The following is a 24380-nucleotide window of genomic DNA, read 5'->3' as shown; positions in this document are numbered from 1 at the left end:
TGTGCCCGCGCTTCGCGCACCTCAACGTCGTACGCGACCAGGGGTTACGTCCCCTGCGTCCGGACGGTGAGCTCCCCGTCGCCGGCCTCGACCCGGATCCGGGCGCCCGCCGCGATCTCGCCGTCGAGCAGCATCCGGGAGAGCCGGTTGTCGACCTCGCGCTGGATGGTGCGGCGCAGCGGGCGCGCCCCGTACTCGGGCTGGTGGCCGCGCCGGGCCAGCCACTCGACGGCTTCGGGCGCGAACTCGATGGTGATGTCCTGGGCGGCGAGGCGGCGCCGGGTCTCGTCGAGGAGGAGGTCGGTGATGCGGGCCAGCTGTTCGGTGCTGAGCCGCCGGAAGATCACGATCTCGTCGACGCGGTTCAGGAACTCCGGGCGGAAGTGCTCCCGCAGCGGGCGCATCACCTGTTCGCGGCGTGCGGTCTCGTCGGCTTCGGCGCCGTCGACGTTGAAGCCCAGCGCGGCGCCGCGTCCGGCGATGGCCTCGGAGCCGAGGTTGCTGGTCATCACGATGACCGTGTTGGTGAAGTTCACCGTGCGGCCCTGCGCGTCGGTGAGGCGTCCGTCGTCGAGGACCTGGAGCAGCGTGTTGAAGACGTCGGGGTGCGCCTTCTCCACCTCGTCGAGCAGGATCAGCGAGTACGGGTGCCGGCGCACGGCCTCGGTGAGCTGCCCGGCCTCCTCGTGGCCGACGTATCCGGGCGGCGCGCCCACCAGGCGGGAGACGGTGTGCTTCTCCTGGAACTCGCTCATGTCGAGCCGGACCATGCGCTCCTGGCTGCCGAAGAGTGCCTCGGCGAGGGCGCGGGCCAGTTCGGTCTTGCCGACGCCGGTGGGGCCGAGGAAGAGGAAGCTGCCGATGGGCCGGTCGGGGCTGGCGAGCCCGGCGCGGGAACGCAGGACGGCTTCGGCGACGGCGGTGACGGCCTCGTCCTGGCCTATGACCCGCTCGTGCAGATGCTGTTCGAGGCCGAGGAGGCGCTCCTTCTCCTCCTTGGTGAGACTGCTGACGGGGATGCCGGTCTGCCGGGACACGATCTCGGCGATGTCCTCCGCGGACACCTCGACGATGTGCCCGTCGCCGGGGTCGGGATCGCGGGCTCCTGCGATCCGGCTGGTCAACTCGTTGATGCGGTCGCGCAGTTCGGTGGCCCGCTCGTACTCTTCGGCGGCCACCGCCTCGTCCTTGTCGCGGGTGAGGTCGTCGACCTGACGTTCCAGGGCGCGTACGTCGGTGGGCTTGGTTCGGTCGCGCAGCCGGACGCGGGCGCCGGCCTGGTCCATCAGGTCGATGGCCTTGTCCGGCAGATACCGGTCGGTGAGGTAGCGGTCGGAGAGGTCGACGGCGGCGAGCAACGCCTCGTCGGCGTACCGGACTTGATGGTGCGCCTCGTAGCGGTCGCGCAGTCCGCGCAGGATCTCCACGGCGTCGGCCGTCGACGGTTCGGGCACCAGGATCGGCTGGAAGCGGCGGGCGAGCGCGGCGTCCTTCTCGATGTGCCGCCGGTACTCCTCCAGGGTGGTGGCGCCGATGACGTGCAACTCGCCGCGCACCAGCGCTGGTTTGAGCATGTTGCCCGCGTCCATGGAACCGCCCTCGGAGCCGCCGCCCGCGCCGACGACGGTGTGCAACTCGTCGATGAACACGATGAGTTCGTCCGGGTGGGCGCGCACCTCGTCGATGATGCCGTTCAGGCGTTCCTCGAAGTCGCCCCGGTAGCGGGTGCCCGCGACGACGCCCGACAGGTCGAGCGAGACGAGGCGGCGCCCGCAGAGCGTCTCGGGTACGTCGCCGTCGGCGATGCGCTGGGCGAGGCCCTCGACGATCGCGGTCTTGCCGACGCCCGCGTCACCGATGAGCACGGGGTTGTTCTTGCCCCTGCGGGAGAGCACCTCGACGGTCTGCTCGATCTCCTCGTCGCGGCCGATGACCGGGTCGAGGCGACCCTGGCGGGCCCGGTCGGTGAGGTCCTCGCCGAACCGGTCCAGGTTGGGGGTGGACGCCGTACTCCTCGCCTGCTGGCCGCCGGGCCGGGGCTCGGCGGATCCGGGAGGCGGGGTCTGCGGCGCCGGGTCCGGGGTGAAGCGGGCCTGGTTGAGGAGGTGGCCCGCCGCCGAGTCGGGGTTGGCCGCGAGCGCGAACACGATGTGGTCGGGCCCGATGTAGGCGACGCCCGACTCCCGCGCGATCACGTGTGCGTCGAGCAGGGCCCGCTTGACCGCGGGCGTGACGGAGAGGGACTGCGGGGTGCGGCTCGGCTCACCGCCGCCCGCGTGCCGGTCGATCTCCTCCGCCAGCCGGTCGGGATCGGCGCCCGCCCGCGTCACGAGGGCGCGGGTGGGTTCGAGGGAGAGCGCCGCCCACAGCAGGTGCCCGGTGTCGAGGTCACCCCGGCCGTGCTCGGTGGCATAGTTCGCGGCCGTGGCGACGAGTTGGCGGGCGGGTCCGCTCATCAGCCTGCCGATGTCGATCTGCCGTCGGCCACCACCGAAGAACCGCGAGAAGAAGTCACCGAAGGGGTCCTGTCCGTAGCCCTCGGGCCCGGTGAATCCGCTGCTCATACCCATCCGTCCCGGCGCGCGCCGTCCGCGTGCGACGGAGCCGCCTTGTCGACGTCCTTCCGGGAAGCGCGTAGCCCGCTGCGGCGTGGATAAACGTGGTGAGCGGTATGGGGCGCCCGTGTCAGGCGAAGGTGCGGCGGTACGTCTGGGGGCTGACACCCGTGGTGCGCTTGAAGCGGTCACGGAACGTGGTGGGCGAGCCGAAGCCGACCTGCGCGGCGATCCGCTCCACGGGGTGCGGTGTCGTCTCCAGCAGGTGCTGGGCCTGGCGGATGCGGGCGCGGTGCAGCCACTGCAACGGCGTGCTGCCGGTCTGCTCACGGAAGCGGCGCATGAGGGTGCGGGTGCTGACACCCGCGTGCGCGGCGATGTCGGCGAGGCCGAGGTCGCGCTCCAGGTTCTCCCGCAGCCAGGTGAGCAGTGGCTCGAAGGTCGAGCCCTGCGGCGTCGGCGCGTGGTCGTGCACGATGAACTGGGCCTGGCCGCCCTCGCGCTCCAGCGGCATGACGGAGAGCCGTGCGGCGTCGGCGGCGACCGCGGAGCCGTAGTCGCGGCGGATCATGTGCAGGCACAGGTCGAGCCCGGCGGCCGCGCCGGCCGAGGTGAGGATCTGGCCGTTGTCGACGTAGAGGACGTCGGGGTCGACCTCGATCTCCGGGTGGCTCGCGGCGAGCAGGTCGGCGCCGATCCAGTGGGTGGTGGCGCGCAGGCCGTCGAGGAGGCCCGTCGCGGCGAGGGGGAAGGTGCCCGAGCAGATGGAGGCGATCCGGGTGCCGTCGGCTGCGGCCGCCCGCAGCGCGTCGCGGACGGTGGGGGCGAGCGGGGCGGTGGGGTCGGCGATGCCGGGCACGATGACCGTGTCCGCGCCCTTGAGCCCGTCGATGCCGCGGTGCGCGCGGATCGTGAACGTACCGGCGTCGACCTCCTCCCGCTCCGCGCACACCCGCACCTGGTAGCCGGGGCGGCCGTCGGGCAGCCGGGTGCGGCCGAAGACCTCGATGGGGGTCGCCAGGTCGAAGGGGATCACCTGGTCGAGGGCGAGGACGGCGATGGTGTGCATGGCGGGAATATAGCCGACCCCCGAACTCTCGCCACAGTGTCCAACAGTGACAAGGACACTCGACGGCCATTGATGGCGATGTCATGGGCCTTGGCGGTATTCCGTTGAGAGTCGTCACTATTGCCACTGGGAGAGCGGTCCGCACCGGATTAGCGTCGACGGCGATCCCGGTCGGACCGGGCGCGTGACCTGCGAAGGACCTCTCCCCCATGCACATCCAGATCGTCCTCTTCGACGGCTTCGACCCGCTCGATGTCGTCGCCCCCTTCGAGGTGCTGCACGCCGGCGCCGTCGCGTCCGGCGGGGCCCTCGACGTGGAGCTGGTCTCCGCCGAAGGGCCGCGCGAGGTCGTCGGCGGGACCGGTGGGCTCGCGCTGCGCGCCACCGCCGCGCTCGATCCCGCGCGGGCGGACATCGTGGTGGTGCCCGGCGCGTCCGGCCCTGTCGGGGACCCCGCCAAGACACCGGACGAGGACGCGGCGGAGGCGACGATCCCGGTGCTGCTCGGCCGCACGCTCTCCACGGAGCTGCCCGCCCTGCTCGGCGCGGCCATGGCCGACCCCACGACGACGGTCGCGACCGTCTGCGGCGGCTCGCTCGTCCTGGCCCTGGCCGGGCTCATCGAGGGACGCCCTGCCACCGGTCACCACCTGGGACTCGACCTCCTCGAAGCCACCGGCGCCCGCGCGGTGCGGGCCCGTGTCGTGGACGACGGCGATCTCGTCACGGGCGCCGGGGTCACCTCCGGGCTCGACCTGGGCCTGCATCTGCTGGAGCGGGAGGTCGGGCCCCAAATCGCGCACGCCGTCGAGGAGTTGTTCGCGTACGAGCGTCGCGGCACGGTCTGGCGGGCGCAGGGCCCGGCGCCCGCGGCCTTCTGAACCGCCGCCTCGGCACCCCCTTGGAAACACGGAAGCACGAAGAGAGGAAGCACCACCGCATGACCGTCGAAGGCACCTGGGACCTGTCCGTCTCGACCCCCATCGGCACGATCGCCGCCGTCGTCGAACTCCGCAGGGAGGACGGGACACTCACCGGCATCGCGCACGGCGCGGGCGAGGAAGTCCCGCTGCGTGAGCTGGAGTTGTCCGGCGACGACCGGCTCACCTGGAAGCAGGCGGTAACCAGGCCGATGCGCCTGAACCTGACCTTCGCCGTCACCGTCGACGGCGACACCCTGACCGGTACGTCGCGCGCCGGGCGGCTCCCCGCGTCGAAGGTGACCGGCAGCCGGCGTCCCGAGCGGGCGGGCGCGGGCCGCTGACCATGACGAAATTCCTGCTCATCCTGCACGTCCTCGCCGCCGTACTCACCGTCGGACCGGTCACCGTCGCCGCGAGCATGTTCCCCAACTCGCTGCGCGGCGCGCTCGGTTCACCGGGAGACGCCGAGGCGCTCGCGACGCTGCGCACCCTGCACCGCATCTGCCGCGTCTACGCGGGCATCGGCGTCGCCGTGCCACTCTTCGGGTTCGCGACCGCGAGCAGCCTCGGGGTGCTCGGCAGCCCCTGGCTCATCGTCTCGATCGTGTTGACGACGGCGGCCGCGGCGGTCCTGGCCGTGTTCATCCTGCCCGCACAGGAGGCGGCGCTCGACGCGGTCCGGGAGCCGGAACCTCCCGCACTCCCCCGGGCGGCCGGCCAACTGGCCATGCTGACGGGTGTGTTCAACCTGCTGTGGGCCACGGTGACCGTGCTGATGATCATCCGACCGGGTTCCACGACCAGCTCCTGACGGGCACCCACACTCCGCAGAACGTACAATTTACGGGTATTCCGGACGTGCCGTGCGTCCGGGAAGGCGAGGTGACGTGATGGCCGGACCGACCCCGACCCGGCTGCACCGGGCCGCGCGGGCGCCCGTCGCCGCGGCGTTCGTGTGCGCGAGCCTGTTCTCCGCGGGACCCGCCCTGGCCGACGACGGCGACGCCAAGGACAAGAGCGCGCAGGAGCTCGCCGACGCGGCGAAGAAGGAACTCCTGGACGCGAAGTCGCTGCATCTGACGATGCGGAACAGCGCGGACGCCAAGGACACCCGCACTCCGGCGCTCATCGATCTGCGTCTCGACGAGGACGGAAACTGCACGGGCGAGCTGCGCATGGGCACCGGAGGGGCCAAGGGCGGCAGCGTCGACCTCGTGAAGCGCGGCGACGAGGTGTGGATCAAGCCGGACGCCACGTTCTGGAAGACCCAACTCCCGGGCCGGAGCGGCGAGTTGGCCGCCGACCTGATCGGCGACCGCTATATGCACGGCAGCACCGACGACCCGATGCTCGACGGGCTGTCCGGCACCTGCGACCTCGACTCGTTCCGCGAGCGCCTCAAGGACGGCTCGGACCGCGCCGCCAAGGACGACCTCGTGAAGGGCGACCAGAAGAAGGTCGCGGGCACGGAGGTCGTGCCGCTGACCTCCAGCGACAGCGGTGACAGCAGGGAGCGCATCACCCTCTACGTGACCGCCGACGAGCCGCACCGGCTGGTGCGCGCGACCGAGAAGGGTTCCGACGAGTCCCTGTCGATGACGCTGACCGACTACGGCAAGGCGGTGCCGAAGAAGACACCGTCCGCGGACGACTCGATCGACGTATCGGACCTGCGCAACACCGAGCCGTCGCAGGCGCCGCACGCCGCCTGAGTCCCGGTAGCGGTCAAGTCCCCTTCGGGTAGCGAACGAAGAGGATCCCCTGGACGTCGCCGTCCGGCGCGCCGTAGATGTGCGGGGCGTCCGCCGCCCACTGGGCGTGACCGCCGGGCCCTGCCGTCGTGGGCGCGTCCGGCGGGCCGACGACGGCCGTCCCGGAGAGCACCATCAGGCTCTCCGTGGTGCGCGGGACATGCGCCGCGGACTCCTGGGTCGCACCCCCGGCGATGGTGACGCGGAAGACATCGGTGGCCGCGTCCGCGTCCTCGTACCGCTCGATCAGCACCGCGGTGACCGCGCTCCCGGAGACACCTGCGGCGCCCGCGCCCACGCTCGGCGGCGGGTCGTCGAGGACGGCGCTGAGCGGGCGGCCGAGCGCGGTGGTCAGGGCGTAGAGGGTTTCGAGGGTGGGGTTGCGGCGGCCGGTCTCGAGCTCGGAGAGCGTGCCCTTGCCGACGCCCGAACGGCGCGCGAGTTCGGACAGCGACAGGCCGCTGTCCACGCGCAGCCGCTTCAGCCTGCGCCCCACTTCGTCACCAAGCCCCATCGCCCGGCCCCCTCCCGCGCCCGTCGGCGCGTGTTGACGTGTCGCCATCCGCGTCCTTAGTGTTCCACAAACAGAACGTTCTGTTCATGGAACGCTCTATGGGGTGCCTCGCGCGCTCCCACCATCCTGCCCTCCCCCTGCCCCCGGAAGTGACACCCGCATGTCCTCGCTCGCCCGCATCCGCGCCCTCGCACCACCCTCGGCCGTGGTGGCGGGGCTCATCGCGACCACCGTCGGTGTCACCAGCGCGGCCGCCATCGTGTTCACCGCGGCGCGGACCGCGGGGGCGGACGCGCGGGAGGTGTCCTCGTGGATGCTGGCGCTCGGGGTCGGCATCGCCGTGACCACCGTGGGCCTGTCGCTGCGCAACAAGGCGCCCGTGCTCACCTCCTGGTCGACGCCGGGGGCCGCGCTCCTCGCCACGAGCCTGAGCGGCGTTTCCATGGAGAAGGCCGTGGGCGCGTTCGTGTTCAGTGCCGTGCTGACCGTGGTGAGCGGTCTCACGGGGTGGTTCGCGCGGCTCATGGACCGCATACCGGTGCCGCTCGCCTCCGCGCTGCTCGCCGGGGTGCTCCTGAACTTCGGGACGGGGCTCTTCTCACAGATGGGCGGGCACTTCGGAATCGCGTTCCCGGTGTTCGCGCTGTATCTCCTCGCCCGCCGGCTGCTGCCGCGCTACGCCGTGGTGGTCGCGCTCGCCGGTGGCGTCGTGGCCTCCGTCCTCGCCGGTGGCTGGCACCTGGAGCGGGTCCGACTGTCGCTCGCGCAGCCGGTGTTCACGGCTCCCGAGTTCGACTGGAAGGTGCTCGTCAGCGTCGGTGTGCCGCTGTTCGTGGTCACCATGGCCTCGCAGAATCTGCCGGGTGTCGCCGTGCTGCGCACGTCCGGGTACGAGGTGCCGATCTCGCCCGTCCTGACGTGGACCGGTGTCGCGCAGGCGGTGCTCGCCCCGTTCGGTGCCTTCGGCCTCAACCTCGCGGCGCTGACCGCCGCGATCTGCACTGGCGAGGAGGCGCACCCCGACCGGAAGCGGCGTTACCTCGCGGCCGTCTGGGCGGGTGTCTTCTACCTCTGCGTCGGCCTGCTCGGCGCGACCGTGGCCTCGCTGCTCGGCGCGATGCCGCACGCGCTGGTCCTGGCGGTCGCCGGGGTGGGCATGCTCGCCACCATCGAGTCCGCCCTGGCCGGCGCCCTGTCGGACCCCCGGTCCAGGGAAGCGGCCGTCGTCACCTTCCTCGCGACGGCCTCCGGCGTGACGCTGCTGGGCATCGGGTCCGCGTTCTGGGGCCTGCTCGCGGGTGTGCTCACCACGGCCGTCGCGTCGGTGGCGCGCCGCCGTAAGGACTCGCCCGCCGCCCAGCCGGTCAGTACGTCGCCGCGCACACCCGAGCGAACCTCCGTGTGACCTCCGACCACGTCACGACGGCCGCACCCTCCTCGGCCACCGCCGCGGCGTGCAGCCGGTCCCGGTCGAAGCCCTGCCGGGCCAGCGGCACCGGGTCCCACCCCGCGATCCGCGCGGCCTCCGCCTCCGGGTGGAACTGGACACCCCAGGCCCGCTCCCCCACCCGGAACGCCTGGTGTGGGCAGTCCTCGGTGGACGCCAACCAGGCGGCGCCAGGCGGCAGTTCGGTGATCTGGTCGACGTGCCGCTCGATCGCCGGAACCGTCGCACCGAGCCCGTGCAGCAGCGGGTCATCCGCGGCCTCGGGTCGCATCCGTATCCGGGTGCTTCCGTACTCCGGTCGCCCGTGATTCCCCCGCACACGGCCGCCCGCGACGTGTGCGAGCAGCTGGCCGCCGAGGCAGATCCCGAGGACGGGCGTGCCACTGTCGAGGCCCTCCGCGACGAGGCGGCGGGTGGCGGGCAGCCAGGGCGCGCGTTCGTCGTCGTCCGGCAGGAAGCCGCCGCCCAGCACCAGCAGGGGCCTGCCGTCGAGCGTCTCGGGCATCTCCGCACCCTCGTACGGGTGCAGCACCTCCAACGCGAGGCCCGCCTCGCGCAGCCGGTCGCCGACCCGGCCGGGGCCGCCGCTCTTCGTGTTCTGCACGACCAGGACGGGAGCAACTGCCTTGGTACTCATCCGCGTTCGCCTCGTTCCGTACGTTGATGGGGCCCGGCCCCCGCGTTGATCACCGCAGCAGAACAGCGCGCGGCATGCGACGTCAACGGCCTCGCGGTCGTCCTACGCTGAGGGGCATGTCAGCACTCGCAGCCGCCGCCACCCGCTTCACCGGCCGCCCGGCCACCGCCCAGCGCCGCCTCTCGTCCCACCTCGGCGAGGTCACCCTCGACGACGGCCGCGTGGTGATGGTGAAGCAGGCCGACGACCCGGCGGCGGTGCGGGCGGAGGCGGCCGGGCTGCGGTGGCTCGCGGCGGCCGGCGCGGTGGCGGTGCCCACCGTGCACGGATACGACGAGCGGTGCCTGGTCCTCGACCGGGTCGAGGAGGGGCGGCCGAGCGGGGACGCCGCGACGCGCTTCGGCGGGGACCTCGCGCGGTTGCACGGAGCCGGAGCCCCGGCGTTCGGCGCGGCGCCGCCCGAAGGGCCGACGGAGGCGTACATCGGGCTCGCCCCCATGCGCAATGTGCCGGGCGACGACTGGCCGCGCTGGTACGCCACCCACCGGGTGCTCCCCTACCTGCGCGAAGCCGTCGACGCCGGGACCGTCTCCCCCGCCGAGGCGGAGCCGATCGAGCGGGTCTGCGAGCGGCTGCCCGAACTCGCGGGCCCCGCCGAGCCGCCCGCCCGGCTGCACGGCGACCTGTGGAACGGGAACCTGTTGTGGGGCGCCGACGGCGCGGCCCGGCTCATCGACCCGGCCGCGCACGGCGGACACCGCGAGACCGATCTGGCGATGCTGCACCTGTTCGGCGCGCCGCACCTGGACCGGATCATCGACGGCTACCAGCAGGTGGCGCCGCTCGCCGCCGGCTGGCGCGACCGCGTCCCGCTGCACCAGCTCTTCCCGCTTCTCGTACACACGGTTCTGTTCGGCCGCGGCTACGCCGAGCAGGCGGTGGCCGCGGCCCGCTCCCAACTCGCGTAGGGGCTACGCCGTCGCGAACCGTGTGAGCACGGCTTCCGGGCGTACGCCGGGCAGCGCGGCCCGGAACGTCCGGTAGTAGCCGAGCTCCTCCTTGCTGCGCAGCTCGGGCGCCCCGGCCTCGGCGGTCGCCGCCGCGAACTCGGCGTCCGTGATGCGGCTGTCCCACAGCGGGCTCAGGACGCCCTCCGCGCCGCTGCCCGTGCCGAACTGCTCCTTGCGCCGCCACAGCAGGTGCTCCGGGAGCCAGCCCGTGAAGGCGCGGCGCAGGTGTCCCTTCTCCATGCCGTCGGCCTCAAGTGCCTTGACGGGCGCGGGCAGTGACATGGCGTGCGCGATGACGTCCCGGTCGAGGAACGGGACGCGTGCCTCCAGGCCGTGCGCCATGGTGACGCGGTCGCAGCGCTGGAGGTTGAGGCCGTGCAACGCGCCTATGGTGCGGCGCAGTTCGGCGTCCAGCGCGTCGGGGGCGGCGTACCGCTCGTGGTAGTAGCCGTATCCGGCGAAGAGTTCGTCGGCGCCCTCGCCGGTGAGCACGGCCTTGACGTGCCTCGAGGCGAGCTCGGACAGGAACCAGTTCGGGACGGCGCTGCGGATGAGGCTGGCGTCGAAGGACTCCACGCACCCGACCACCTCGTCGAGCACCCGCGCCGCGGCCTCGGCGTCGAGCACCGCCTCGTGGTGCTCGGTGCCCAGGAACGCGGCGGCGTCCCGTGCGGCGAGCAGGTCCGGGGAGTCCTCCGTGCCGACGGCGAAGGTCTTCAGGCGACGGCCCTGGCGGGCGTACTCGTCGGCGGCGACCGCGGCGACGAGGCTGGAGTCGAGCCCGCCGGAGAGGAACACGCCGACCTCGACGTCCGCCATCAGATGCCGGCGGACGGAGTCGGCGACGGCCTCGAAGGTGGCCTTCTCGACGACCTGCTCGGACACCCCGTCCCAGGCGCCGGTCACCTCAGGGACCGGCTCAGCGAACCGGCGCAGACCGTCCTCCGGCGTCCACCAGTGACCGGGCGGGAAGATCTCGGCGTGCGGCTGGACCTCGGGGTCGAACGCGCGCAGCTCGGAGGCGAAGTGCACGGCGGTGTCCGTGCGCGCCCAGTACAGCGGCTTGATGCCGATGGCGTCGCGGGCGGCGACGAACCGTCCGCCGGGCGTGGCCGCGCACAGCGCCCACATGCCGCGCAGCCGGAGCAGCCCCTCGGGCCCGTCCGTGCGCAGCACGGCGAGCGCCGCCGCCGAGTCGGAGGAGGAGCCGAAGGCCTCGGCGGGCAGGTCCTCGCGCAGTGTCTGGTGGTTGTAGATCTCGCCGTTGCACACGAGCGACCAGTCGTCGTCGCCGTTCGTGCCACCGAGGGGCTGGTGTCCGCCGTCGAGGTCGACGATGGAGAGGCGGCGGTGGCCGAGCCAGGTGTGGCCGCCGACCGTCCGGGTCCCGCTGTCGTCGGGCCCGCGGTGGGCGAGCCGGTCGAGCATTCCCTGTGCCGCCGCGTCGGCGCACTCGGTGTCGAGACTGTCGAGCTTGTCGAGACTTCCGTGATGACTGTGTATCGCTGCGATTCCGCACATGTGGATCGACCATAGGGCGGCCCGTGCGAATGGAACAATGCGAGTTGCTCTATACGCACGCCGCTGTGGCACGCTTGCGTCATGGCAGCGGAGAACCTGAGCAGCGTGCACCGCGCGCTGGACGTGCTGCGCGCTCTCGCGCAGGGCCCGATGGGCGTACAGGAAGTGGCCCAGGCGGTGGGCCGGGAGAAGACGCAGGTGTCACGGACCCTGAAGGTCCTGGCGCAGGAGGGATTCCTGGAGCGGGATCCGCGCACGCTGCGCTATCGCGTCGGCTGGCAGCTGCTGGCGCTGGCCTCCTCGGCGGGCGAGGAGCGGCTGTACGGGGAGGCGCCGCCGGTCCTGCGGGATCTGGTGCACCGCGTCGGGGAGCCGGCGTATCTGACGGTGCTGTCCGGGCACGGCGTGGTGACGGTGCTGACCGAGCGCACCTCGCGCGGCCTTCAGGCGCACGAGTGGATCGGCCGCACCTCGCCCCTGAACTGCACGTCCGCGGGCCGCGCCCTGCTGTTCGGGCTGCCCGACGACCAGGTGGCGGCGCTCCTGACGACCGAGAACGGGGCGCCGCTGCCCGGCACGGACGCGGCGCCCCGCGACGTACCGGCCGTCCTGGAGCGGCTGCGGGCGGAGCGGGCGCGCGGCTTCGCGCTGGCCGCGGAGGAGATGGAGCCGGGCCTGACCGCGGTCGCCGTGCCGGTGCACGATCACCGGGGCGATGTGGTGGCGGCCGTCAATGTGTCGGCACCGGTGTTCCGGCTGCCGCCGGAGGCGCTGCCACAGGTCGCGGAGGCGGTGGTCTCGGCGGCGCACCAGCTGTCGGCCCGGCTCAATGGCGCGCCGCCGTCCGCGTGACTCAGGAGACCCGTATTCAGGAGATCCGTGCGACGCCCGAGTAGATGCCGCTCGGCTCGGGCGCGGGGGCGGGCTCCTCGCGGAACCACTCCGTGGCGGTCACCAGACCCGGGTCCACGAGGTCGAGCCCCTCGAAGAACCGCGCCACCCCGTCCCGGGTGCGGAAGCCCAGCTGGATCCCGGCCTTCGTGTACTGGGCCACGACCTTCTCGACCAGCTCGGGGAAGATGTCGCTGGAGGCGTTGGACAGCACCAGGTGACTGCCGGGCGGCAGCTCGGACACCAGCCTGGAGACGATGCCGTACGCCTCCTCGTCGTCCGGGATGAAGTGCATCAGCGCGATCAGCGACAGGGCGATCGGCCGGTCGAAGTCCAGGACGGTGCGGGCGTGTTCGAGGATGGCGTCCGGTTCGCGGACATCGCCCTCGATGTAGTCGGTGGCACCCTCGGGGCTGCTGACGAGCAGCGCCTGCGCGTGCCGCAGCACGATGGGGTCGTTGTCCGTGTAGACGACCTTGGCCGAGGGGACGATCCGCTGCACGATCTGATGCAGGTTCGGCGCGGTCGGGATGCCGGTGCCGATGTCCAGGTACTGGTCGACGCCCTGCCCGGCGAGCCAGGCGACGGCCCGGTGCATGAACTCCCGGTTCTGCCGCGCCGCGTCCCGCGCCTCGGGCGGCAGCTGCTCGCCGACGGCCTCGTCGACGGGGTAGTTGTCCTTCCCGCCGAGCAGCCAGTCGTAGACCCGCGCGGGGTGCGCCTGGCTGGTGTCGATACGGGGCCGGGGAGCTGGTGCCGTCATGAGGACTCTCCAACGTCGCTGAGCGGGCGGGGCGATGCGTGTGACCTGCCCGCAGTCTTTCATGCCAACTCCCGGCATTCATCACGGAGTTGCAGGTCACGGCGGGTGCGCGGGCGACAGCGCACGGTACTCGCGGACCGCGGCGGCCACGCCTACTCTTGATCACCCAACCATGATCCACCCGAGGGGCCACCATGCGCGACTGGCAGTCCGAGCTCGACCTGGAGCCGCACGGCGAGGGCGGCCACTTCCGCCGCGTCTACACGAGCCCGCACACCCTGACGACGCCGCACGGCCCCCGCCCCGCGGCGACATCGATCTACTACCTGCTCGACGAGCGGCAGCCCAGCGGCCTGCTGCACCGCAACCGCAGCGACATCCTGCACTTCCTGATCGACGGCGGCCCCCTGGAGTACGTGACCGTCTCCCCCGCCGGCACACTCCACCGCACAGTCCTCGGCCCGGACGACGAGCGCTTCCTGCTGGTGCCGGGCGGCCACTGGAAGGCCTCGCACCTGCTCGGCGACGCCCGCCACGGCCTGGTGGCGGAGGTCGTCACCCCGGGCTTCGACTACACGGACCACGAGTTCGCGACGCGCGCCGTACTGGAGCAGCATCCGCACCTCGCGAACGAGCTGCGGGAGTTCGTACGCGACTGAGCCGAGATCAGCCGAGGGTGCGCACGGGACTCCCCGCCAGATACGCCTCGATGTCCTCTACGGCGCCCTGGTAGAAGCCCTCGTAGTTGCGGCGCGTCACGTAACCGAGGTGGGGCAGGCCGAGGAAGTTCGGGGCCGTACGCAGGGGGTGTTCTGCCGGGAGGGGCTCGGTGTCGAAGACGTCGCTGCCCGCGCCGGCGATCCAGCCCTCGCGCAGCGCCCGCACCAGCGCTTCCTGGTCGACGATCGCGGCGCGCGAGGTGTTGACGAGGTAGGCGGTGCGGCGCATGCGGCGCAGTTCGTCGGCGCCCAGCAGGCCGCGGGTGCGGTCGCCCAGGACGAGGTGGACGGAGACGAAGTCGCCGGCTTCGAGGAGTTCTTCCTTCGAGGCGGCGAGGGTGGCACCGGCTTCGGCGGCCCGCTCGGCGGTGAGGTTCTGGCTCCACGCCGTGACGTCCATGCCGAAGGCGGTGCCGACGCGCGCGACCCGTGCGCCGATCTTGCCGAGGCCGAGCAGGCCGAGCCGGCGGCCGTGCAGGTCGGCGCCGAGGGTGGACTGCCAGGGACCGCCGTCGCGGAGGTTGGCACCCTCGGTGAGGACACCGCGGGCGAGGCCCAGGATCAGGGCCCAGGTCAGCTCGACGGGCGGTTCGGGGTTGCTCGCGGTGCCGCAGACCGTGACGCCGTGCGCGGCGGCGGCGTCGAGATCGATGGACGCGTTGCGCATGCCCGACGTGACGAGGAGCCGCAGCTTCGGCAGGCGCGCGATCAACTCGGCCGGAAATGGGGTGCGTTCGCGCATCACGACGACGATCTCGCAGTCGCCGAGCAGCGCGACGAGTTCATCATGCGTATCGATATAGCGATTCAGGTATGTGACATCGACGCGACCTGACAGGCGGTCCCAGTCGGCAAGTTCACGGGCGACGCCCTGGTAGTCGTCGAGTACAGCGCACCGCAGCATGCTCACATCACTCCTGGTTCGAAGATCGTCGGGAAACCTTAACCGGGAACACTGGTACGGACTTTCTGCGCAGTCCCTTGACGCCCCTTCGCCCCACCCCTTAAATCAACTCTTGAACAGAACACGTCAAGCGCAGCTTTCTTGCCTTCACTTTCTGGCGTGCCGCGGGACGGCACGACCCCCTACCCGAAGTGATGTGATGCCCCATGCGCAGTTCCCTCCGCCCGCTGAGCCGCAGACTCCCGCTGGGCGCCGCGGCCCTGCTGTGCGTCGCCGCGGCGTTCGTGCCCTCGGCGAACGCCGCCGAGACCGACGGCGACGCGCACACCGCGGCGGTCACCTTCTCCGACGACTTCGACGGGCCCGCGGGCTCGGCGGTCGACGGCTCGAAGTGGCAGACCGAGACCGGAGACAACGTCAACAACCACGAGCGGCAGTACTACACGGCGGGCAACAACAACGCCAAGCTCGACGGCCAGGGCAACCTGGTCATCACCGCGAAGCGCGAGAACCCGTCCAACTACCAGTGCTGGTACGGGACATGTGAGTACACCTCGGCGCGGCTCAACACGTCGGGGAAGTTCCAGACGACGCACGGCCACGTCGAGGCCCGGATGAAGATCCCGCGCGGGCAGGGCATTTGGCCCGCGTTCTGGATGCTGGGCAGCGACATCGGCTCGGTCGGCTGGCCGAACTCCGGCGAGATCGACATCATGGAGAACGTCGGCTTCGAGCCGTCGACGGTGCACGGCACGATCCACGGCCCCGGCTACTCCGGCTCGGGCGGGATCGGCGCGGGGTACTCACTGCCGAACGGCCAGGCCTTCGCGGACGCCTTCCACACGTTCGCGGTGGACTGGACGCCCAACAAGATCACCTGGTCGGTGGACGGAACGGTGTACCAGACCCGCACGCCCGCCGACGTCGGCGGCAACCAGTGGGTCTTCGAGAAGCCGTTCTTCCTGATCCTCAACCTCGCCGTGGGCGGATACTGGCCGGGCGACCCGGACTCCAGTACGCAGTTCCCGCAGCAGCTGGTGGTGGATTACGTGCGGGTGAGCACGTGAGTGCATAGAGAACGGAGAGGGGCCCGGCGCCGTGTGTTGTGCGCCGGGCCCCTCTCCGCTGCCTTCAGTCGTCTTCGGTCACGCCGACGTGCGGCACTCCGGGTGGCCCCAGCCGTCGGGGTTCTTGGCGATGTCCTCGCCCGCGGCGTACGAGCGGCCGCAGCGGCAGCGGCCGGGGAACTTCGCCTTGAGGGTGCGCGAGGAGGAGCCCGAAGAGGTGCGCTTGGCGGACGCCGACTTCGCGCGCGGGGGCTTCGCGGCGGACGGGCTGGACGGCGGCGGCTCGGGAGAGCCGAGCGCGCTGCCCGCGTCCTCCTGGGCGACGGCGGCCTGGCTGGCCGCGCGGTCCGCGAAGTCGTTCAGCGGGTCGCCGTCGACCTGGTGCGCGGGCACGTACTTGAACTCGACCTTGCGGCCGTCGAGCAGCGCGTCGATCCGCTGGACGAGCTCCTGGTTGGCGACGGGCTTGCCGGCCGCCGTCTTCCAGCCCTTGCGCTTCCAGCCGGGCAGCCACGTGGTGACCGCCTTCATCGCGTACTGCGAGTCCATCCGCACCTCGAGCGGCACGTCCGCCGAGACCGTGCTCAACAGCCGTTCCAGGGCGGTGAGTTCAGCGACGTTGTTCGTCGCGGTGCCGAGCGCGCCGGCCTCCCACTGCACGGGCTTCTCGTCACCGTCGGCGACGACCCAGGCCCAAGCCGCGGGTCCGGGATTTCCTTTGGACGCGCCGTCACACGCGGCGATCACACGTTCTGCCATGCCCCCGATCATGCCAGGTCAGTCGTCGAGGTCGACGCGTACGGTCAGCAGGTCGACGCCGAGGCCGCGGACGGCGGCGCTGTTGAGGCGCGGCAGGGCCTTGAGGCGGGCGCGGGCGTCGTCGTCGGGCAGCAGATGCGCGGTGCCGCTGTGCCAGTGGCCGCGCAGGCGGACACGGACGCGGGGGTCGGCCTGGATGTTGCGCACGTACTGCGACGTGAACCCGAATTCCGAGACCAGCCAGAAGGCGCCGCCGACGCGCCGCCCGCCGACGGGGGTGCGGCGCGCGAGCCCCGACGTGCGCCCGGTCGTCTCCAGGAGGACCTGGGTCGGCAGGCGCCGGGTCACGGGGTTGGCGACATGGCGCTGGAAGGTCGTGACGAGCCGGTGCTTGGTCTCGTGGAAGCGCGTCATGGGCGAACTGTAGACCGGGGCCCGGCGGCGGTCATGCGCGAACCCCGGACCGGGGTCCGGTGGCGCATGAGGAAGCCCCGGCCGTGACGGGGGACCACGGCCGGGGCGGCTTGGGGTGAACACGGATGGCGGTCGCCTCGCGGCGGAGGGCTCCACAGGGCTTCAGCCGAACGATCTTCCCTGCGGGCGATAGGTTGGGCCCGGGGACACTGTTCCATCCGTGTCCACATATGGGTCAACGGACCGGGTTGCCGGGTTGTTCCCGACGGTGCCGGGAGGCGGCGTGAGGTGAGTCACGACCGGTGCCGCTCGGTGACCGTTCGCCCCGCCCACCGCGAACCCTGACGAAGGAATCGTTGATGCCCGAGCTGCGCGCGGCCCGCGAGGGCGACCATCTCTCGCTCGTACGACGTGTCCAGGAGTGGTGGGGCGACTCGCGCACGCCGCAGGAGGCGCGCGAGTTGTCGCTGCTGCTGCCCCGCCTGTTCCTGCAGTTCTTCGCGGGCACCAGCCTGGTGGCCGAGGACGCTTCGGGTGTGCGGGCGTTCCTGGTGGGCCTGTACTCCGCCGATGACGACACCTCCGCGTACATCCACTTCGTGGGGGTCGACCCGGCGCTGCGCGGCTCGGGTGTCGGGAGGGGGCTGTACGAGGAGTTCTTCCGGCGGGCGGAGCGGGCCGGCCGCAAGGACGTGCGGGCGGTGACCTCGCCGGGGAACGCCGGGTCGATCGCCTTCCACCGGGCGCTGGGGTTCGTGGTGGAGCCGGGTGACCGGGAGGTGGGCGGGGTCGCGGTGCGCGAGGACTACGACGGTCCGGGGCAGCATCGGGTGTGTTTCCGGCACCCGTTGTGAGGGGCGGCCGGGTTTCTCGTTCTAGGCTGCGACGATGATCTTCCGCCCGGCTTCCCGACGTCTGTCGGCTTTGTGCCTCGCCCTGACCGCCGCGTTCGCGCTGTCCGCCTGTTCGTCACCGGAGTCCGGGGGCCGCTCCCCGCGCGTCCAACGGCCGACGCCGGACGCGCGGTTCGACTACCAGCTCGGCGGCGCGTACAAGCCGCCCGCGGGGGTGCGGGCCGTCTCGCGGGACCGCGGGGACGCCCCCGCCCGCGGGCTCTACAACGTCTGCTACGTCAACGCCTTCCAGGCCCAGCCCGACGCGGTGAAGTGGTGGCGGGCCCACCACGACGACCTGCTGCTGCGGGACGACGACGGCAAGTTGGTGGTCGACGAGGACTGGCACGAGCCGCTGTTCGACATCTCCACGAAGACGAAGCGGGCGCGTCTTTCGAACATCGTGGGCGGCTGGATCCGGGGCTGCGCCGACGACGGGTTCCAGGCCGTCGAGCCGGACAACCTCGACTCCTTCGAGCGCTCCGACGGACTGCTCGACTCCTCCGACGCGGTCGCGTTCGCCGAGCTCATCGCGGACCGGGCGCACGGGTCCGGGCTCGCGGTCGGGCAGAAGAACACCGCGGAACTCCTGCCGAAGCGCCGCGACATCGGCTTCGACTTCGCGGTGACGGAGGAGTGCCAGGCCTACGACGAGTGCCGGGGGTACGCGTCGGCGTACGACGACCGGGTCTTCGCCGTGGAGTACCGCGAGGCCGATTTCGAGCGGGCGTGCCGGGAGTGGGGCGACCGGCTCTCGATCGTGCTGCGCGACATGGACGTGCGCCCCGCGGGCACGAAGGGGTATGTGCGGCGGGCCTGTTGAGCGGCGGCGGGGTCAGGCCTTTCGGGCCGGGTCGCTCAGCGCGTCGAGGCGGCGCCTGATCGCGTCGAGGGCGCCGGGACGTCGGCCCGGCACCTGTTCCCGCAGGGCGGTCAGACCGGCGGCGTGGCCGCGGGCCCGGTCCGGGTCGCCGACCTGTTCCCACTGGTGGTGGGCGCGGTCGACGGCCGCCTCCACGTCCTCGTCGGAGGGCGACTCGCCGCGCGCGATGCGGGCGTGTGCCACGGCGATCCACAACTCACAGCTGCGCCCCGGCTCATCGGCCAGCCGCGCGAGGTCGGCACGCACCTCCATCCAGTGCACGACCTGCGAGGACCGCATCCCGTGCACCCGCAACGCCTCCCCTTCCCACGCCGCAGCGATGGACGCGGCCTCGCCATGCCGCCCCGCCTGCACGGCAGCGAGCAACAGGGCGTGCGGGTCGGGGTCGGCGGGGGCCGCGGGCGCGGTGGGGACCGCTGGCGCGGTGGCGGGCATCGGCGGAATGACGGTCGCGGCCGTCGCGGGGGCCGGGCTGGGCGCGGGCGTGGCGGGGACCGATGCGGGCGCGGGCGCCGGGGGCGCGGCAGCGGCAACCGGGGGCGGGGTGACCTGGCTGGGCGTCGGCACCTTGGCGAACTGCACGGCGGGGGCGGGGGCCGAAGAGTGGGCGGGGGCCTCAGACACGGGCCGCGCGCTGACGGGAGCGGCAACAGGGTTCGGGCCGGCCTGACTCGGCGCCGGTGCCTTGGCGAGCTGTACAGCCGGGGCGGAGGCAGGAGCTTGGGCATGGCTCGGACCCGGAGCCGAAACCGTGTCCGCCTCGGGAGCGCAGCCCGGAGCCGAGGCATCTGCGGGTGCCGGAGCCGCGGCGGTGGCCAGGTTCGGCTGAGACCCCGAGGCAGCCGCCGGAGGAACTCCCGGCCCCGCAGACTGGGCCGGAGCCGAGGTCGAGTCCTGAGCCGCTGCCGGCACCCCGTCCGGTGCCGGTGCCCCGTCCGGTGCCGGTGCCGGTGCCGCGACCGAAGCGGGAGCCGAAGCCGGGCTCGGAGCCGGCACTGCCGCACGGGCCGAACCTGAATCCGAAGCCGAGACCTCAACCGACTCCGGAGCAGGCGCAGGTGCCGGCGCCCCGCCCGGAGCAGGTGCCACGACCGAAGCGGGAGCCGAAGCCAGGCTCGGAGCCGGCACCGCCGCAGGGGCCGAACCTGAATCCGAAACCGAGACCTCAACCGCCTCCGGTGCCAGTGCCGGTTGCGCGGGCGGTATCGGAGGCGGGGGCGAGACGTCAGCGGGTCCTGGACCCTCTGACGGGGCCGAAGCCGCGGACGGGCCCGAGTCCGGGGCCCGGCCTGAAGCCGCTCCCGAGTCTGCGGACGAGTCCACAGGCCGACCCGAAACGGAGACCGGCCCCGGAACCACTTCCGCGACTCCGGCCGGGGCCGCAGGCTGACCCCACTCGCGCGCCGGAGGACCTGAAGTGGCCGCCCCACCCTCAGACGAAGGCGGTGCCGGCACGGGACCGGCGCCCGCAGCGGCGGCAGGTGTTCCCGCAGGCTCCGGCCCAGCGGGTGGCCCCGAGGGCGTGCGCTCGCGCGCGTCCACGGTGCCGGGCGCGTGGTCTGTCCCCGTCGCAGGCGCGTGCGCGTGACTGCCGCTGGGCGTGCCCGTCGGCACGTAACCCGAACCCAGGGCCACGAAGAGCGCGTCCTTCGGGCCCGCGTGGGACGCCGCCGTTTCGTGGAGGTCGGGTGGGGTGGGGCGGGCCCCGGTGCGCCAGATGTCCGCGTAGGCGCGGAGGTACGTGGGGGTGAGGGTGGTGCGGCGGGGCGGGGGCGGCAGCACCCGGCCGAAGACATTGGTGCCGTGGCCGAGGCCGAGACCGCCCGCGCCGACGTGCTTCCACGCCTCCGCGTCGGCGACGAGGTCGAGCACGACGGTCGTGGTGTGCGGGCGGCGCAGGGTGAGTTCACCGGTGAGCCAGTGCCACGGCAGCGCCGTGTAACGCAGCGTCGACGGGGTGGTCCTGGCGAGGGCCAGGTGCAACAGGCGCTGGCGCTGGTCGAGGTGGAGCTGGCCCGCGACGTACAGGTGCAGCGGTCCGGGCTGCGCGGCCACCGTCCGCAGGCGGGTGAGGACGGCCTGCGGGTCGAGCGGGTCCGCAAGTTCGACGACGGACGCCGCCGCCGTGCCGGTCAGCACGCTCGGCGGCACCGCCGCGAGCGTGGGCAGCACGGAGACCGCGTCGATGAGGCCCGCCTTGCCGACGGGCGCGGCCGCGAGAAGCAGCGCCGTGCCCGGCTCGGTGGAATATGCCTCGTTGTTGCCTTGCGCGTTGATCACCACAGCAGAACCGTAACCGCAACACAGAGCGTCGCGCTGCCGTCACGGAACCCCAAGTGGCCCCGCCGTGGTCGGTTTTCAGCCCTTTTTGCCCGAAGGGTGCCCGCAGCGCAGCCGGTCTCCGGTAACCGGCGCCCCTTCCACCATGCTGCGGTCGTACGTCACTTGCGTCACACCACGATCGTCATCGCCGACGACGACGCGGAACGCGGGGCCGAATCCGGCCACGGACCGCAGCTTCGCACCGGGGAGCGCGGCGGCCAGCGAGGGCGCGAAACGGGCGCGTTCGGGATCGTACGTGACGACGGTGGGCCCGCTCGGACGGCTGCTCGGCGCGGGCACCTCGCTCACGTCGAAGCCGCTCTCGCGCAACCCGTCGGCGACGCGCGGGTCGTCGACCGTCACCTTGGTCTCCTGGGGCGGCATACCGACCGGGACAGGACCGCCGGATTTCCGCGTGGAGGTCAATGGCCGGTCGGCCCGCAGCGCCCCGAACATCCGCTTCGCCCGCTTGTCGTCCCACAGCAGCGACGAGCCCCACGTGGGGTCCCGGTAGTCGAAGTTCGAGATGGGCACGGTGGCGAACTCCGTCTGCCGCGGCGTGAGGTCGCGCAGCTTCCACGCCAGGGACGTCAGCGTACGGACGTCCGTGTGGCCGTCGGTGCGTACGTGCGACATCAGCGCGCGGGCCGTACGGGCGGTCGCCATCGGGTCCTTGAAGACCTGCGCGTCGGAGAGCCGCGCCAACATGCCGAGCAGCAGCTTCTGTTGGCGGCGGACCCGTCCGAGGTCACCGGGCGGGTTGAGGTGCCGGGCGCGGACGTAGCGCAGGGCGTGCTTGCCGTCGATGTCGTGCGTCCCCGCGGCGAGGTCGAGCCCCGAGTTCTCGTCCCGCAGCGGCTTGTCGCTGCACACCTCGGCGCCGCCCAGGCCGTCGACGGCCGCCACGAACCCGCGGAAGTCGGCCTCCATGTAGTGGTCGATGCGCACGCCGGTGGCGCGCTCGACCGTACGCACGGTCAGGTCCCGGCCCCCGTGGGCGTACGCCCCGTTGATCTTTCCGCTGTGCGCGGGGTGGTCGTGCCGGGCGAAGCGGACGAAGGAGTCGCGGGGCAGGGAGACGACGCTGAGCCGGCGGCCGTCGGCGGCGATGTGCACGAGCATCAGCACGTCGGTGCAGCCGCACTCCTGGCCGCCGACGTGCAGCCGCTGGATCTCCTTGCGGGACATCCCGCTGCGGCGGTCGAGCCCCGCGACGAGCAGGTTGGTCCCCTTGCCCTTGCCGACGGCCTGACCGGATCCGTGGCCGGCGGCGGGGGCGGATCTGCCCTCCGCCGCTCCGGACCCCGCGGGCGCCGCACCCGCGAGCGTGGTGATCAGCAGGGCGGCCGCGGCCACCGCGTGGCGGCGGCGGAGACGGTGCTGAGGGGCCATGGAGTACCTCCGTCGAGCGGATGTCGGGGCGGGTGCGACCTGACCCCTATATTCCGCATCGCCCCTCTCGTCCCACGCCGCCACGCCTGATTCACCGTCATGTACGCATGGGGGCCTCCCCCGTCGGAACCAATCGCCACAACGACGCCGTCTCCGCGGCGACGCGCAGGCCCGCGGCGACCTCGAGGCGTCAGCGGTACCCCGTGACGTCGGCCGGCTTGCCCGCGTCCTGGACCTCGACGAGGTAGCGCCAGGAGTCGGGCCTGCTGCCGTCCAGGTCGGTGAAGCCGTAGATCTTGGCGAGGCCGCCGCTGGACTGGGACGTCCCGTTGAACCGGGCGACGTCCGGGTCCGCGGCGAGCGCGGCGACGGCGCGACCGGTGTAGCGGGGTGTCTCGGAGATGGCGAAGTGCGGCTGCACCCGCACCGCGTCCTGCCAGTTCTCCTCCGTGACGTCGTAGTGCCCGAGCATGATCTCCGAGCGCATCCAGCCCGGCGTGAGGGCGACGGCGGTGGCGCCGCGTGAGCCGAGTTCGTGGCCGAGGGCGAATGCCATGCGCAGGACGGAGCTCTTGGCCAGGTCGTAGAAGAACGACACGCGGTAGTTCGTGCTGTTGTACTCGGCCGTGCCGTCGGTGACCTCGACGACCAGGCCGCCGGGGTTGCGCAGCAGGAGCGGCAGCGCGTAGTGGCTGGTGATCGCGTGTGTCTCGACGGCGAGGCGGTGCAGCCTGAGCCCGTTGTCGAGGTCGTGCTCCCAGACGGGGGTGTCCCATTCGAAGAGGTTCTCGCCGCCCCAGATGTCGTTGACGAGGACGTCGAGGCGGCCCTGTTCGCGGTCGATGCGCTCGACGAGGGCGCGCACCTGGTCCCGTTCGAGGTGGTCGGTGGGGACGGCGATGCCGTGGCCGCCCGCCTCCGTGACGAGGTCCGCGGTGTCCTCGATGGTCTCGGCGCGGTCGTACTCGGAGCGGTGGGCGCGGGTGGTGCGGCCGGTGACGTAGACCGTGGCGCCGGCCGCGCCGAGTTCGACGGCGATGCCGCGGCCCGCGCCGCGGGTGGCTCCCGCGACGAGGGCGACCTTGCCGCGAAGGGGTTGTTCGTCCGTCGCCGGGTGGGCGTTGTCAGGCATGGGGTCGTCTCCCGTGGGTTCAGGTGTGTCGCGTCGGTGCCGGGTGGCACGCGTTGCCGCCGTGTGGCTCGCTCTCACGAGCATGTCCCGGAAACCCGACAACCCTTGTCCTGCTTTCGGTGGGACTTTGTCCGGGACCTTGCCAGGCCCATCGAGCCGGGCACCTGCGGCACACCTACGGGGGCACGCGTTGATACCCTCGGGGGTATACCAGTGAGACAGGAGAGAGACATGAGCACCACCCTCGCCCCCGCCGAGCTGCACGGCAGCGCCGCCGACGACACCCTCGTCCTCGATGTGCGCGCGCCCGCCGAGTACGCGTCCGGTCACGTGCCCGGCGCCCTCAATGTGCCCGCGGAGCTCATCGACGAGCTGCTGCCCGAGCTGCGGGACGCGGCCGCGCGCCGCCGGATCGTCGTCGTGTGCGCGGCCGGGCACCGCTCCGCCGCGGCCTGCGCGAAGCTCACCGAGGCGGGCGTCGACGCCGTGGGGCTCGACGGCGGCACCCAGGCCTGGACCGCCGAGGGGCTGCCGGTGGACACCGCGGCGCGCCCCGAGCGCGCCGTCTGGGCGATGGACCGCCAGGTCCGGTTCACCGCCGGCTCCCTGGTGCTGCTCGGCCTCGCGCTCGGCCGCCGCGCCCCGAAGGGCCGGCTGCTCGCCGCGGGCGTCGCCTCCGGTCTCGTCTACTCCGGTGTGAGCAACACGTGCGGCATGGCGGCGCTGCTCGGCAAGCTTCCGTTCAACCAGCCGGCGCCGGGCGCGCTCGAGACCGCGCGCGCGGCCCTGCGCTCGTGAGCGGTACGGGCGATCC

General features: G+C 72.5%; 23 protein-coding genes and 1 pseudogene. 12 read left to right on the top strand and 12 right to left on the bottom strand.

What is annotated here, in order from left to right:
- Window positions 1-44: 44 nt before the first annotated feature.
- Both ACOKM3_RS41370 and ACOKM3_RS41365 read right to left on the bottom strand, forming a co-directional pair.
- A complete protein-coding gene (locus tag ACOKM3_RS41370; protein WP_426906450.1) occupies window positions 45-2564 on the bottom strand; it encodes an ATP-dependent Clp protease ATP-binding subunit in 2520 nt (839 codons plus the stop codon).
- 121 nt (window positions 2565-2685) lie between these two features.
- Window positions 2686-3624: a GlxA family transcriptional regulator gene (locus ACOKM3_RS41365; protein ID WP_426906449.1), complete on the bottom strand. Its 939-nt coding sequence runs from the start codon at window positions 3622-3624 to the stop codon at window positions 2686-2688.
- Between the two features lie 209 nt (window positions 3625-3833).
- On the opposite strand from ACOKM3_RS41365, the gene ACOKM3_RS41360 reads away from it, so the two are divergent.
- The 4 genes from ACOKM3_RS41360 to ACOKM3_RS41345 all read left to right on the top strand — a co-directional run bounded on the left by ACOKM3_RS41360 (window position 3834) and on the right by ACOKM3_RS41345 (window position 6259).
- Entirely contained in the window at window positions 3834-4505 is a 672-nt protein-coding gene (locus ACOKM3_RS41360; protein ID WP_426906448.1) for a DJ-1/PfpI family protein, read from the top strand.
- 59 nt (window positions 4506-4564) lie between these two features.
- Window positions 4565-4888: a hypothetical protein gene (locus tag ACOKM3_RS41355; protein WP_426906447.1), complete on the top strand. Its 324-nt coding sequence runs from the start codon at window positions 4565-4567 to the stop codon at window positions 4886-4888.
- Window positions 4889-4890: 2 nt separating this feature from the next.
- Window positions 4891-5358 carry a DUF2269 family protein gene (locus ACOKM3_RS41350; protein ID WP_426906446.1) on the top strand — a complete coding sequence of 156 codons (468 nt, stop codon included), beginning with the start codon at window positions 4891-4893 and terminating at the stop codon, window positions 5356-5358.
- Window positions 5359-5437: 79 nt separating this feature from the next.
- On the top strand, window positions 5438-6259 hold the full coding sequence (locus ACOKM3_RS41345; protein WP_426906445.1) for a hypothetical protein: 822 nt from the start codon (window positions 5438-5440) through the stop codon (window positions 6257-6259).
- Between the two features lie 13 nt (window positions 6260-6272).
- On the opposite strand, the gene ACOKM3_RS41340 is transcribed toward ACOKM3_RS41345, so the two are convergent.
- Window positions 6273-6812, bottom strand: coding sequence for a helix-turn-helix domain-containing protein (locus ACOKM3_RS41340; protein WP_426906444.1), 540 nt, complete (start codon window positions 6810-6812; stop codon window positions 6273-6275).
- A gap of 160 nt (window positions 6813-6972) precedes the next feature.
- Here ACOKM3_RS41340 and ACOKM3_RS41335 point away from each other — a divergent pair, with 160 nt between their 5' ends.
- A complete protein-coding gene (locus ACOKM3_RS41335) occupies window positions 6973-8217 on the top strand; it encodes a benzoate/H(+) symporter BenE family transporter (RefSeq protein WP_426906443.1) in 1245 nt (414 codons plus the stop codon).
- On the opposite strand, the gene ACOKM3_RS41330 is transcribed toward ACOKM3_RS41335, so the two are convergent.
- Entirely contained in the window at window positions 8177-8896 is a 720-nt protein-coding gene (locus tag ACOKM3_RS41330) for a type 1 glutamine amidotransferase (protein ID WP_426906442.1), read from the bottom strand. The two genes, ACOKM3_RS41335 and ACOKM3_RS41330, sit on opposite strands and share 41 nt — an antisense overlap.
- A 116-nt stretch (window positions 8897-9012) precedes the next feature.
- On the opposite strand from ACOKM3_RS41330, the gene ACOKM3_RS41325 reads away from it, so the two are divergent.
- Window positions 9013-9864, top strand: coding sequence for a fructosamine kinase family protein (locus ACOKM3_RS41325; RefSeq protein WP_426906441.1), 852 nt, complete (start codon window positions 9013-9015; stop codon window positions 9862-9864).
- 3 nt (window positions 9865-9867) lie between these two features.
- On the opposite strand, the gene asnB is transcribed toward ACOKM3_RS41325, so the two are convergent.
- The gene (gene asnB / locus ACOKM3_RS41320) at window positions 9868-11427 is read right to left on the bottom strand and encodes an asparagine synthase (glutamine-hydrolyzing) (protein WP_426906440.1); all 1560 of its coding nucleotides are present in this window, start codon (window positions 11425-11427) and stop codon (window positions 9868-9870) included.
- Between the two features lie 81 nt (window positions 11428-11508).
- On the opposite strand from asnB, the gene ACOKM3_RS41315 reads away from it, so the two are divergent.
- The gene (locus tag ACOKM3_RS41315; protein ID WP_426906439.1) at window positions 11509-12279 is read left to right on the top strand and encodes an IclR family transcriptional regulator; all 771 of its coding nucleotides are present in this window, start codon (window positions 11509-11511) and stop codon (window positions 12277-12279) included.
- Window positions 12280-12295: 16 nt separating this feature from the next.
- On the opposite strand, the gene ACOKM3_RS41310 is transcribed toward ACOKM3_RS41315, so the two are convergent.
- Window positions 12296-13081 carry an SAM-dependent methyltransferase gene (locus ACOKM3_RS41310; RefSeq protein WP_426906438.1) on the bottom strand — a complete coding sequence of 262 codons (786 nt, stop codon included), beginning with the start codon at window positions 13079-13081 and terminating at the stop codon, window positions 12296-12298.
- A 194-nt stretch (window positions 13082-13275) separates the two neighbouring features.
- Here ACOKM3_RS41310 and ACOKM3_RS41305 point away from each other — a divergent pair, with 194 nt between their 5' ends.
- Window positions 13276-13740 carry a cupin domain-containing protein gene (locus ACOKM3_RS41305; RefSeq protein ID WP_426906437.1) on the top strand — a complete coding sequence of 155 codons (465 nt, stop codon included), beginning with the start codon at window positions 13276-13278 and terminating at the stop codon, window positions 13738-13740.
- Between the two features lie 7 nt (window positions 13741-13747).
- Here the strand turns inward: ACOKM3_RS41305 and ACOKM3_RS41300 are convergent, their stop codons facing one another.
- Window positions 13748-14704, bottom strand: coding sequence for a D-2-hydroxyacid dehydrogenase family protein (locus ACOKM3_RS41300; RefSeq protein WP_426906436.1), 957 nt, complete (start codon window positions 14702-14704; stop codon window positions 13748-13750).
- Between the two features lie 206 nt (window positions 14705-14910).
- Here ACOKM3_RS41300 and ACOKM3_RS41295 point away from each other — a divergent pair.
- Window positions 14911-15768, top strand: a pseudogene (locus ACOKM3_RS41295) (glycoside hydrolase family 16 protein); the annotation flags it as partial.
- An 81-nt stretch (window positions 15769-15849) separates the two neighbouring features.
- Here ACOKM3_RS41295 and ACOKM3_RS41290 read toward each other — a convergent pair.
- Window positions 15850-16542, bottom strand: coding sequence for a ribonuclease H family protein (locus ACOKM3_RS41290; RefSeq protein ID WP_426906435.1), 693 nt, complete (start codon window positions 16540-16542; stop codon window positions 15850-15852).
- A gap of 6 nt (window positions 16543-16548) precedes the next feature.
- A complete protein-coding gene (locus ACOKM3_RS41285) occupies window positions 16549-16944 on the bottom strand; it encodes a nitroreductase/quinone reductase family protein (protein WP_426906434.1) in 396 nt (131 codons plus the stop codon).
- Window positions 16945-17303: 359 nt separating this feature from the next.
- Here ACOKM3_RS41285 and ACOKM3_RS41280 point away from each other — a divergent pair, with 359 nt between their 5' ends.
- Window positions 17304-17798 (top strand): GNAT family N-acetyltransferase, encoded by a 495-nt coding sequence (locus tag ACOKM3_RS41280; RefSeq protein WP_426906433.1) that lies wholly within the window; start codon window positions 17304-17306, stop codon window positions 17796-17798.
- 34 nt (window positions 17799-17832) lie between these two features.
- On the top strand, window positions 17833-18660 hold the full coding sequence (locus tag ACOKM3_RS41275; RefSeq protein WP_426906432.1) for an endo alpha-1,4 polygalactosaminidase: 828 nt from the start codon (window positions 17833-17835) through the stop codon (window positions 18658-18660).
- Window positions 18661-18672: 12 nt separating this feature from the next.
- Here ACOKM3_RS41275 and ACOKM3_RS41270 read toward each other — a convergent pair whose 3' ends face one another.
- The 3 genes from ACOKM3_RS41270 to ACOKM3_RS41260 all read right to left on the bottom strand — a co-directional run bounded on the left by ACOKM3_RS41270 (window position 18673) and on the right by ACOKM3_RS41260 (window position 23566).
- Window positions 18673-19344, bottom strand: coding sequence for a hypothetical protein (locus tag ACOKM3_RS41270; protein WP_426906431.1), 672 nt, complete (start codon window positions 19342-19344; stop codon window positions 18673-18675).
- A 1734-nt stretch (window positions 19345-21078) separates the two neighbouring features.
- Window positions 21079-22434: an LCP family protein gene (locus tag ACOKM3_RS41265; RefSeq protein ID WP_426906430.1), complete on the bottom strand. Its 1356-nt coding sequence runs from the start codon at window positions 22432-22434 to the stop codon at window positions 21079-21081.
- 190 nt (window positions 22435-22624) lie between these two features.
- Window positions 22625-23566, bottom strand: a complete 942-nt coding sequence (locus ACOKM3_RS41260) for an SDR family oxidoreductase (protein ID WP_426906429.1) — start codon at window positions 23564-23566, stop codon at window positions 22625-22627.
- Between the two features lie 231 nt (window positions 23567-23797).
- Here ACOKM3_RS41260 and ACOKM3_RS41255 point away from each other — a divergent pair, with 231 nt between their 5' ends.
- Window positions 23798-24364 carry a rhodanese-like domain-containing protein gene (locus ACOKM3_RS41255; RefSeq protein WP_426906428.1) on the top strand — a complete coding sequence of 189 codons (567 nt, stop codon included), beginning with the start codon at window positions 23798-23800 and terminating at the stop codon, window positions 24362-24364.
- The last annotated feature ends 16 nt before the right edge of the window (window positions 24365-24380 follow it).

The organism is Streptomyces nidicola (assembly GCF_050106155.1).
Lineage (GTDB): Bacteria > Actinomycetota > Actinomycetes > Streptomycetales > Streptomycetaceae > Streptomyces.
The sequence above is the reverse complement of the archived record's forward strand: the minus strand, read 5'-3'. Positions and strand labels throughout refer to the sequence as shown.

Excerpts from the sequence above, each read along its gene's own strand:
- ACOKM3_RS41305 (WP_426906437.1), top strand. The coding sequence starts at position 13,276 with ATGCGCGACTGGCAGTCCGAGCTCGACCTGGAGCCGCACGGCGAGGGC.
- ACOKM3_RS41345 (WP_426906445.1), top strand. The coding sequence starts at position 5,438 with ATGGCCGGACCGACCCCGACCCGGCTGCACCGGGCCGCGCGGGCGCCC.
- ACOKM3_RS41255 (WP_426906428.1), top strand. The coding sequence starts at position 23,798 with ATGAGCACCACCCTCGCCCCCGCCGAGCTGCACGGCAGCGCCGCCGAC.
- ACOKM3_RS41370 (WP_426906450.1), bottom strand. The coding sequence starts at position 2,564 with ATGAGCAGCGGATTCACCGGGCCCGAGGGCTACGGACAGGACCCCTTC.
- ACOKM3_RS41285 (WP_426906434.1), bottom strand. The coding sequence starts at position 16,944 with ATGACGCGCTTCCACGAGACCAAGCACCGGCTCGTCACGACCTTCCAG.
- ACOKM3_RS41260 (WP_426906429.1), bottom strand. The coding sequence starts at position 23,566 with ATGCCTGACAACGCCCACCCGGCGACGGACGAACAACCCCTTCGCGGC.
- ACOKM3_RS41315 (WP_426906439.1), top strand. The coding sequence starts at position 11,509 with ATGGCAGCGGAGAACCTGAGCAGCGTGCACCGCGCGCTGGACGTGCTG.
- ACOKM3_RS41265 (WP_426906430.1), bottom strand. The coding sequence starts at position 22,434 with ATGGCCCCTCAGCACCGTCTCCGCCGCCGCCACGCGGTGGCCGCGGCC.
- ACOKM3_RS41340 (WP_426906444.1), bottom strand. The coding sequence starts at position 6,812 with ATGGGGCTTGGTGACGAAGTGGGGCGCAGGCTGAAGCGGCTGCGCGTG.
- ACOKM3_RS41355 (WP_426906447.1), top strand. The coding sequence starts at position 4,565 with ATGACCGTCGAAGGCACCTGGGACCTGTCCGTCTCGACCCCCATCGGC.
- ACOKM3_RS41360 (WP_426906448.1), top strand. The coding sequence starts at position 3,834 with ATGCACATCCAGATCGTCCTCTTCGACGGCTTCGACCCGCTCGATGTC.
- ACOKM3_RS41365 (WP_426906449.1), bottom strand. The coding sequence starts at position 3,624 with ATGCACACCATCGCCGTCCTCGCCCTCGACCAGGTGATCCCCTTCGAC.
- ACOKM3_RS41300 (WP_426906436.1), bottom strand. The coding sequence starts at position 14,704 with ATGCTGCGGTGCGCTGTACTCGACGACTACCAGGGCGTCGCCCGTGAA.
- ACOKM3_RS41335 (WP_426906443.1), top strand. The coding sequence starts at position 6,973 with ATGTCCTCGCTCGCCCGCATCCGCGCCCTCGCACCACCCTCGGCCGTG.
- ACOKM3_RS41310 (WP_426906438.1), bottom strand. The coding sequence starts at position 13,081 with ATGACGGCACCAGCTCCCCGGCCCCGTATCGACACCAGCCAGGCGCAC.
- ACOKM3_RS41330 (WP_426906442.1), bottom strand. The coding sequence starts at position 8,896 with ATGAGTACCAAGGCAGTTGCTCCCGTCCTGGTCGTGCAGAACACGAAG.
- ACOKM3_RS41275 (WP_426906432.1), top strand. The coding sequence starts at position 17,833 with ATGATCTTCCGCCCGGCTTCCCGACGTCTGTCGGCTTTGTGCCTCGCC.
- asnB (WP_426906440.1), bottom strand. The coding sequence starts at position 11,427 with ATGTGCGGAATCGCAGCGATACACAGTCATCACGGAAGTCTCGACAAG.
- ACOKM3_RS41290 (WP_426906435.1), bottom strand. The coding sequence starts at position 16,542 with ATGATCGGGGGCATGGCAGAACGTGTGATCGCCGCGTGTGACGGCGCG.
- ACOKM3_RS41325 (WP_426906441.1), top strand. The coding sequence starts at position 9,013 with ATGTCAGCACTCGCAGCCGCCGCCACCCGCTTCACCGGCCGCCCGGCC.
- ACOKM3_RS41280 (WP_426906433.1), top strand. The coding sequence starts at position 17,304 with ATGCCCGAGCTGCGCGCGGCCCGCGAGGGCGACCATCTCTCGCTCGTA.
- ACOKM3_RS41350 (WP_426906446.1), top strand. The coding sequence starts at position 4,891 with ATGACGAAATTCCTGCTCATCCTGCACGTCCTCGCCGCCGTACTCACC.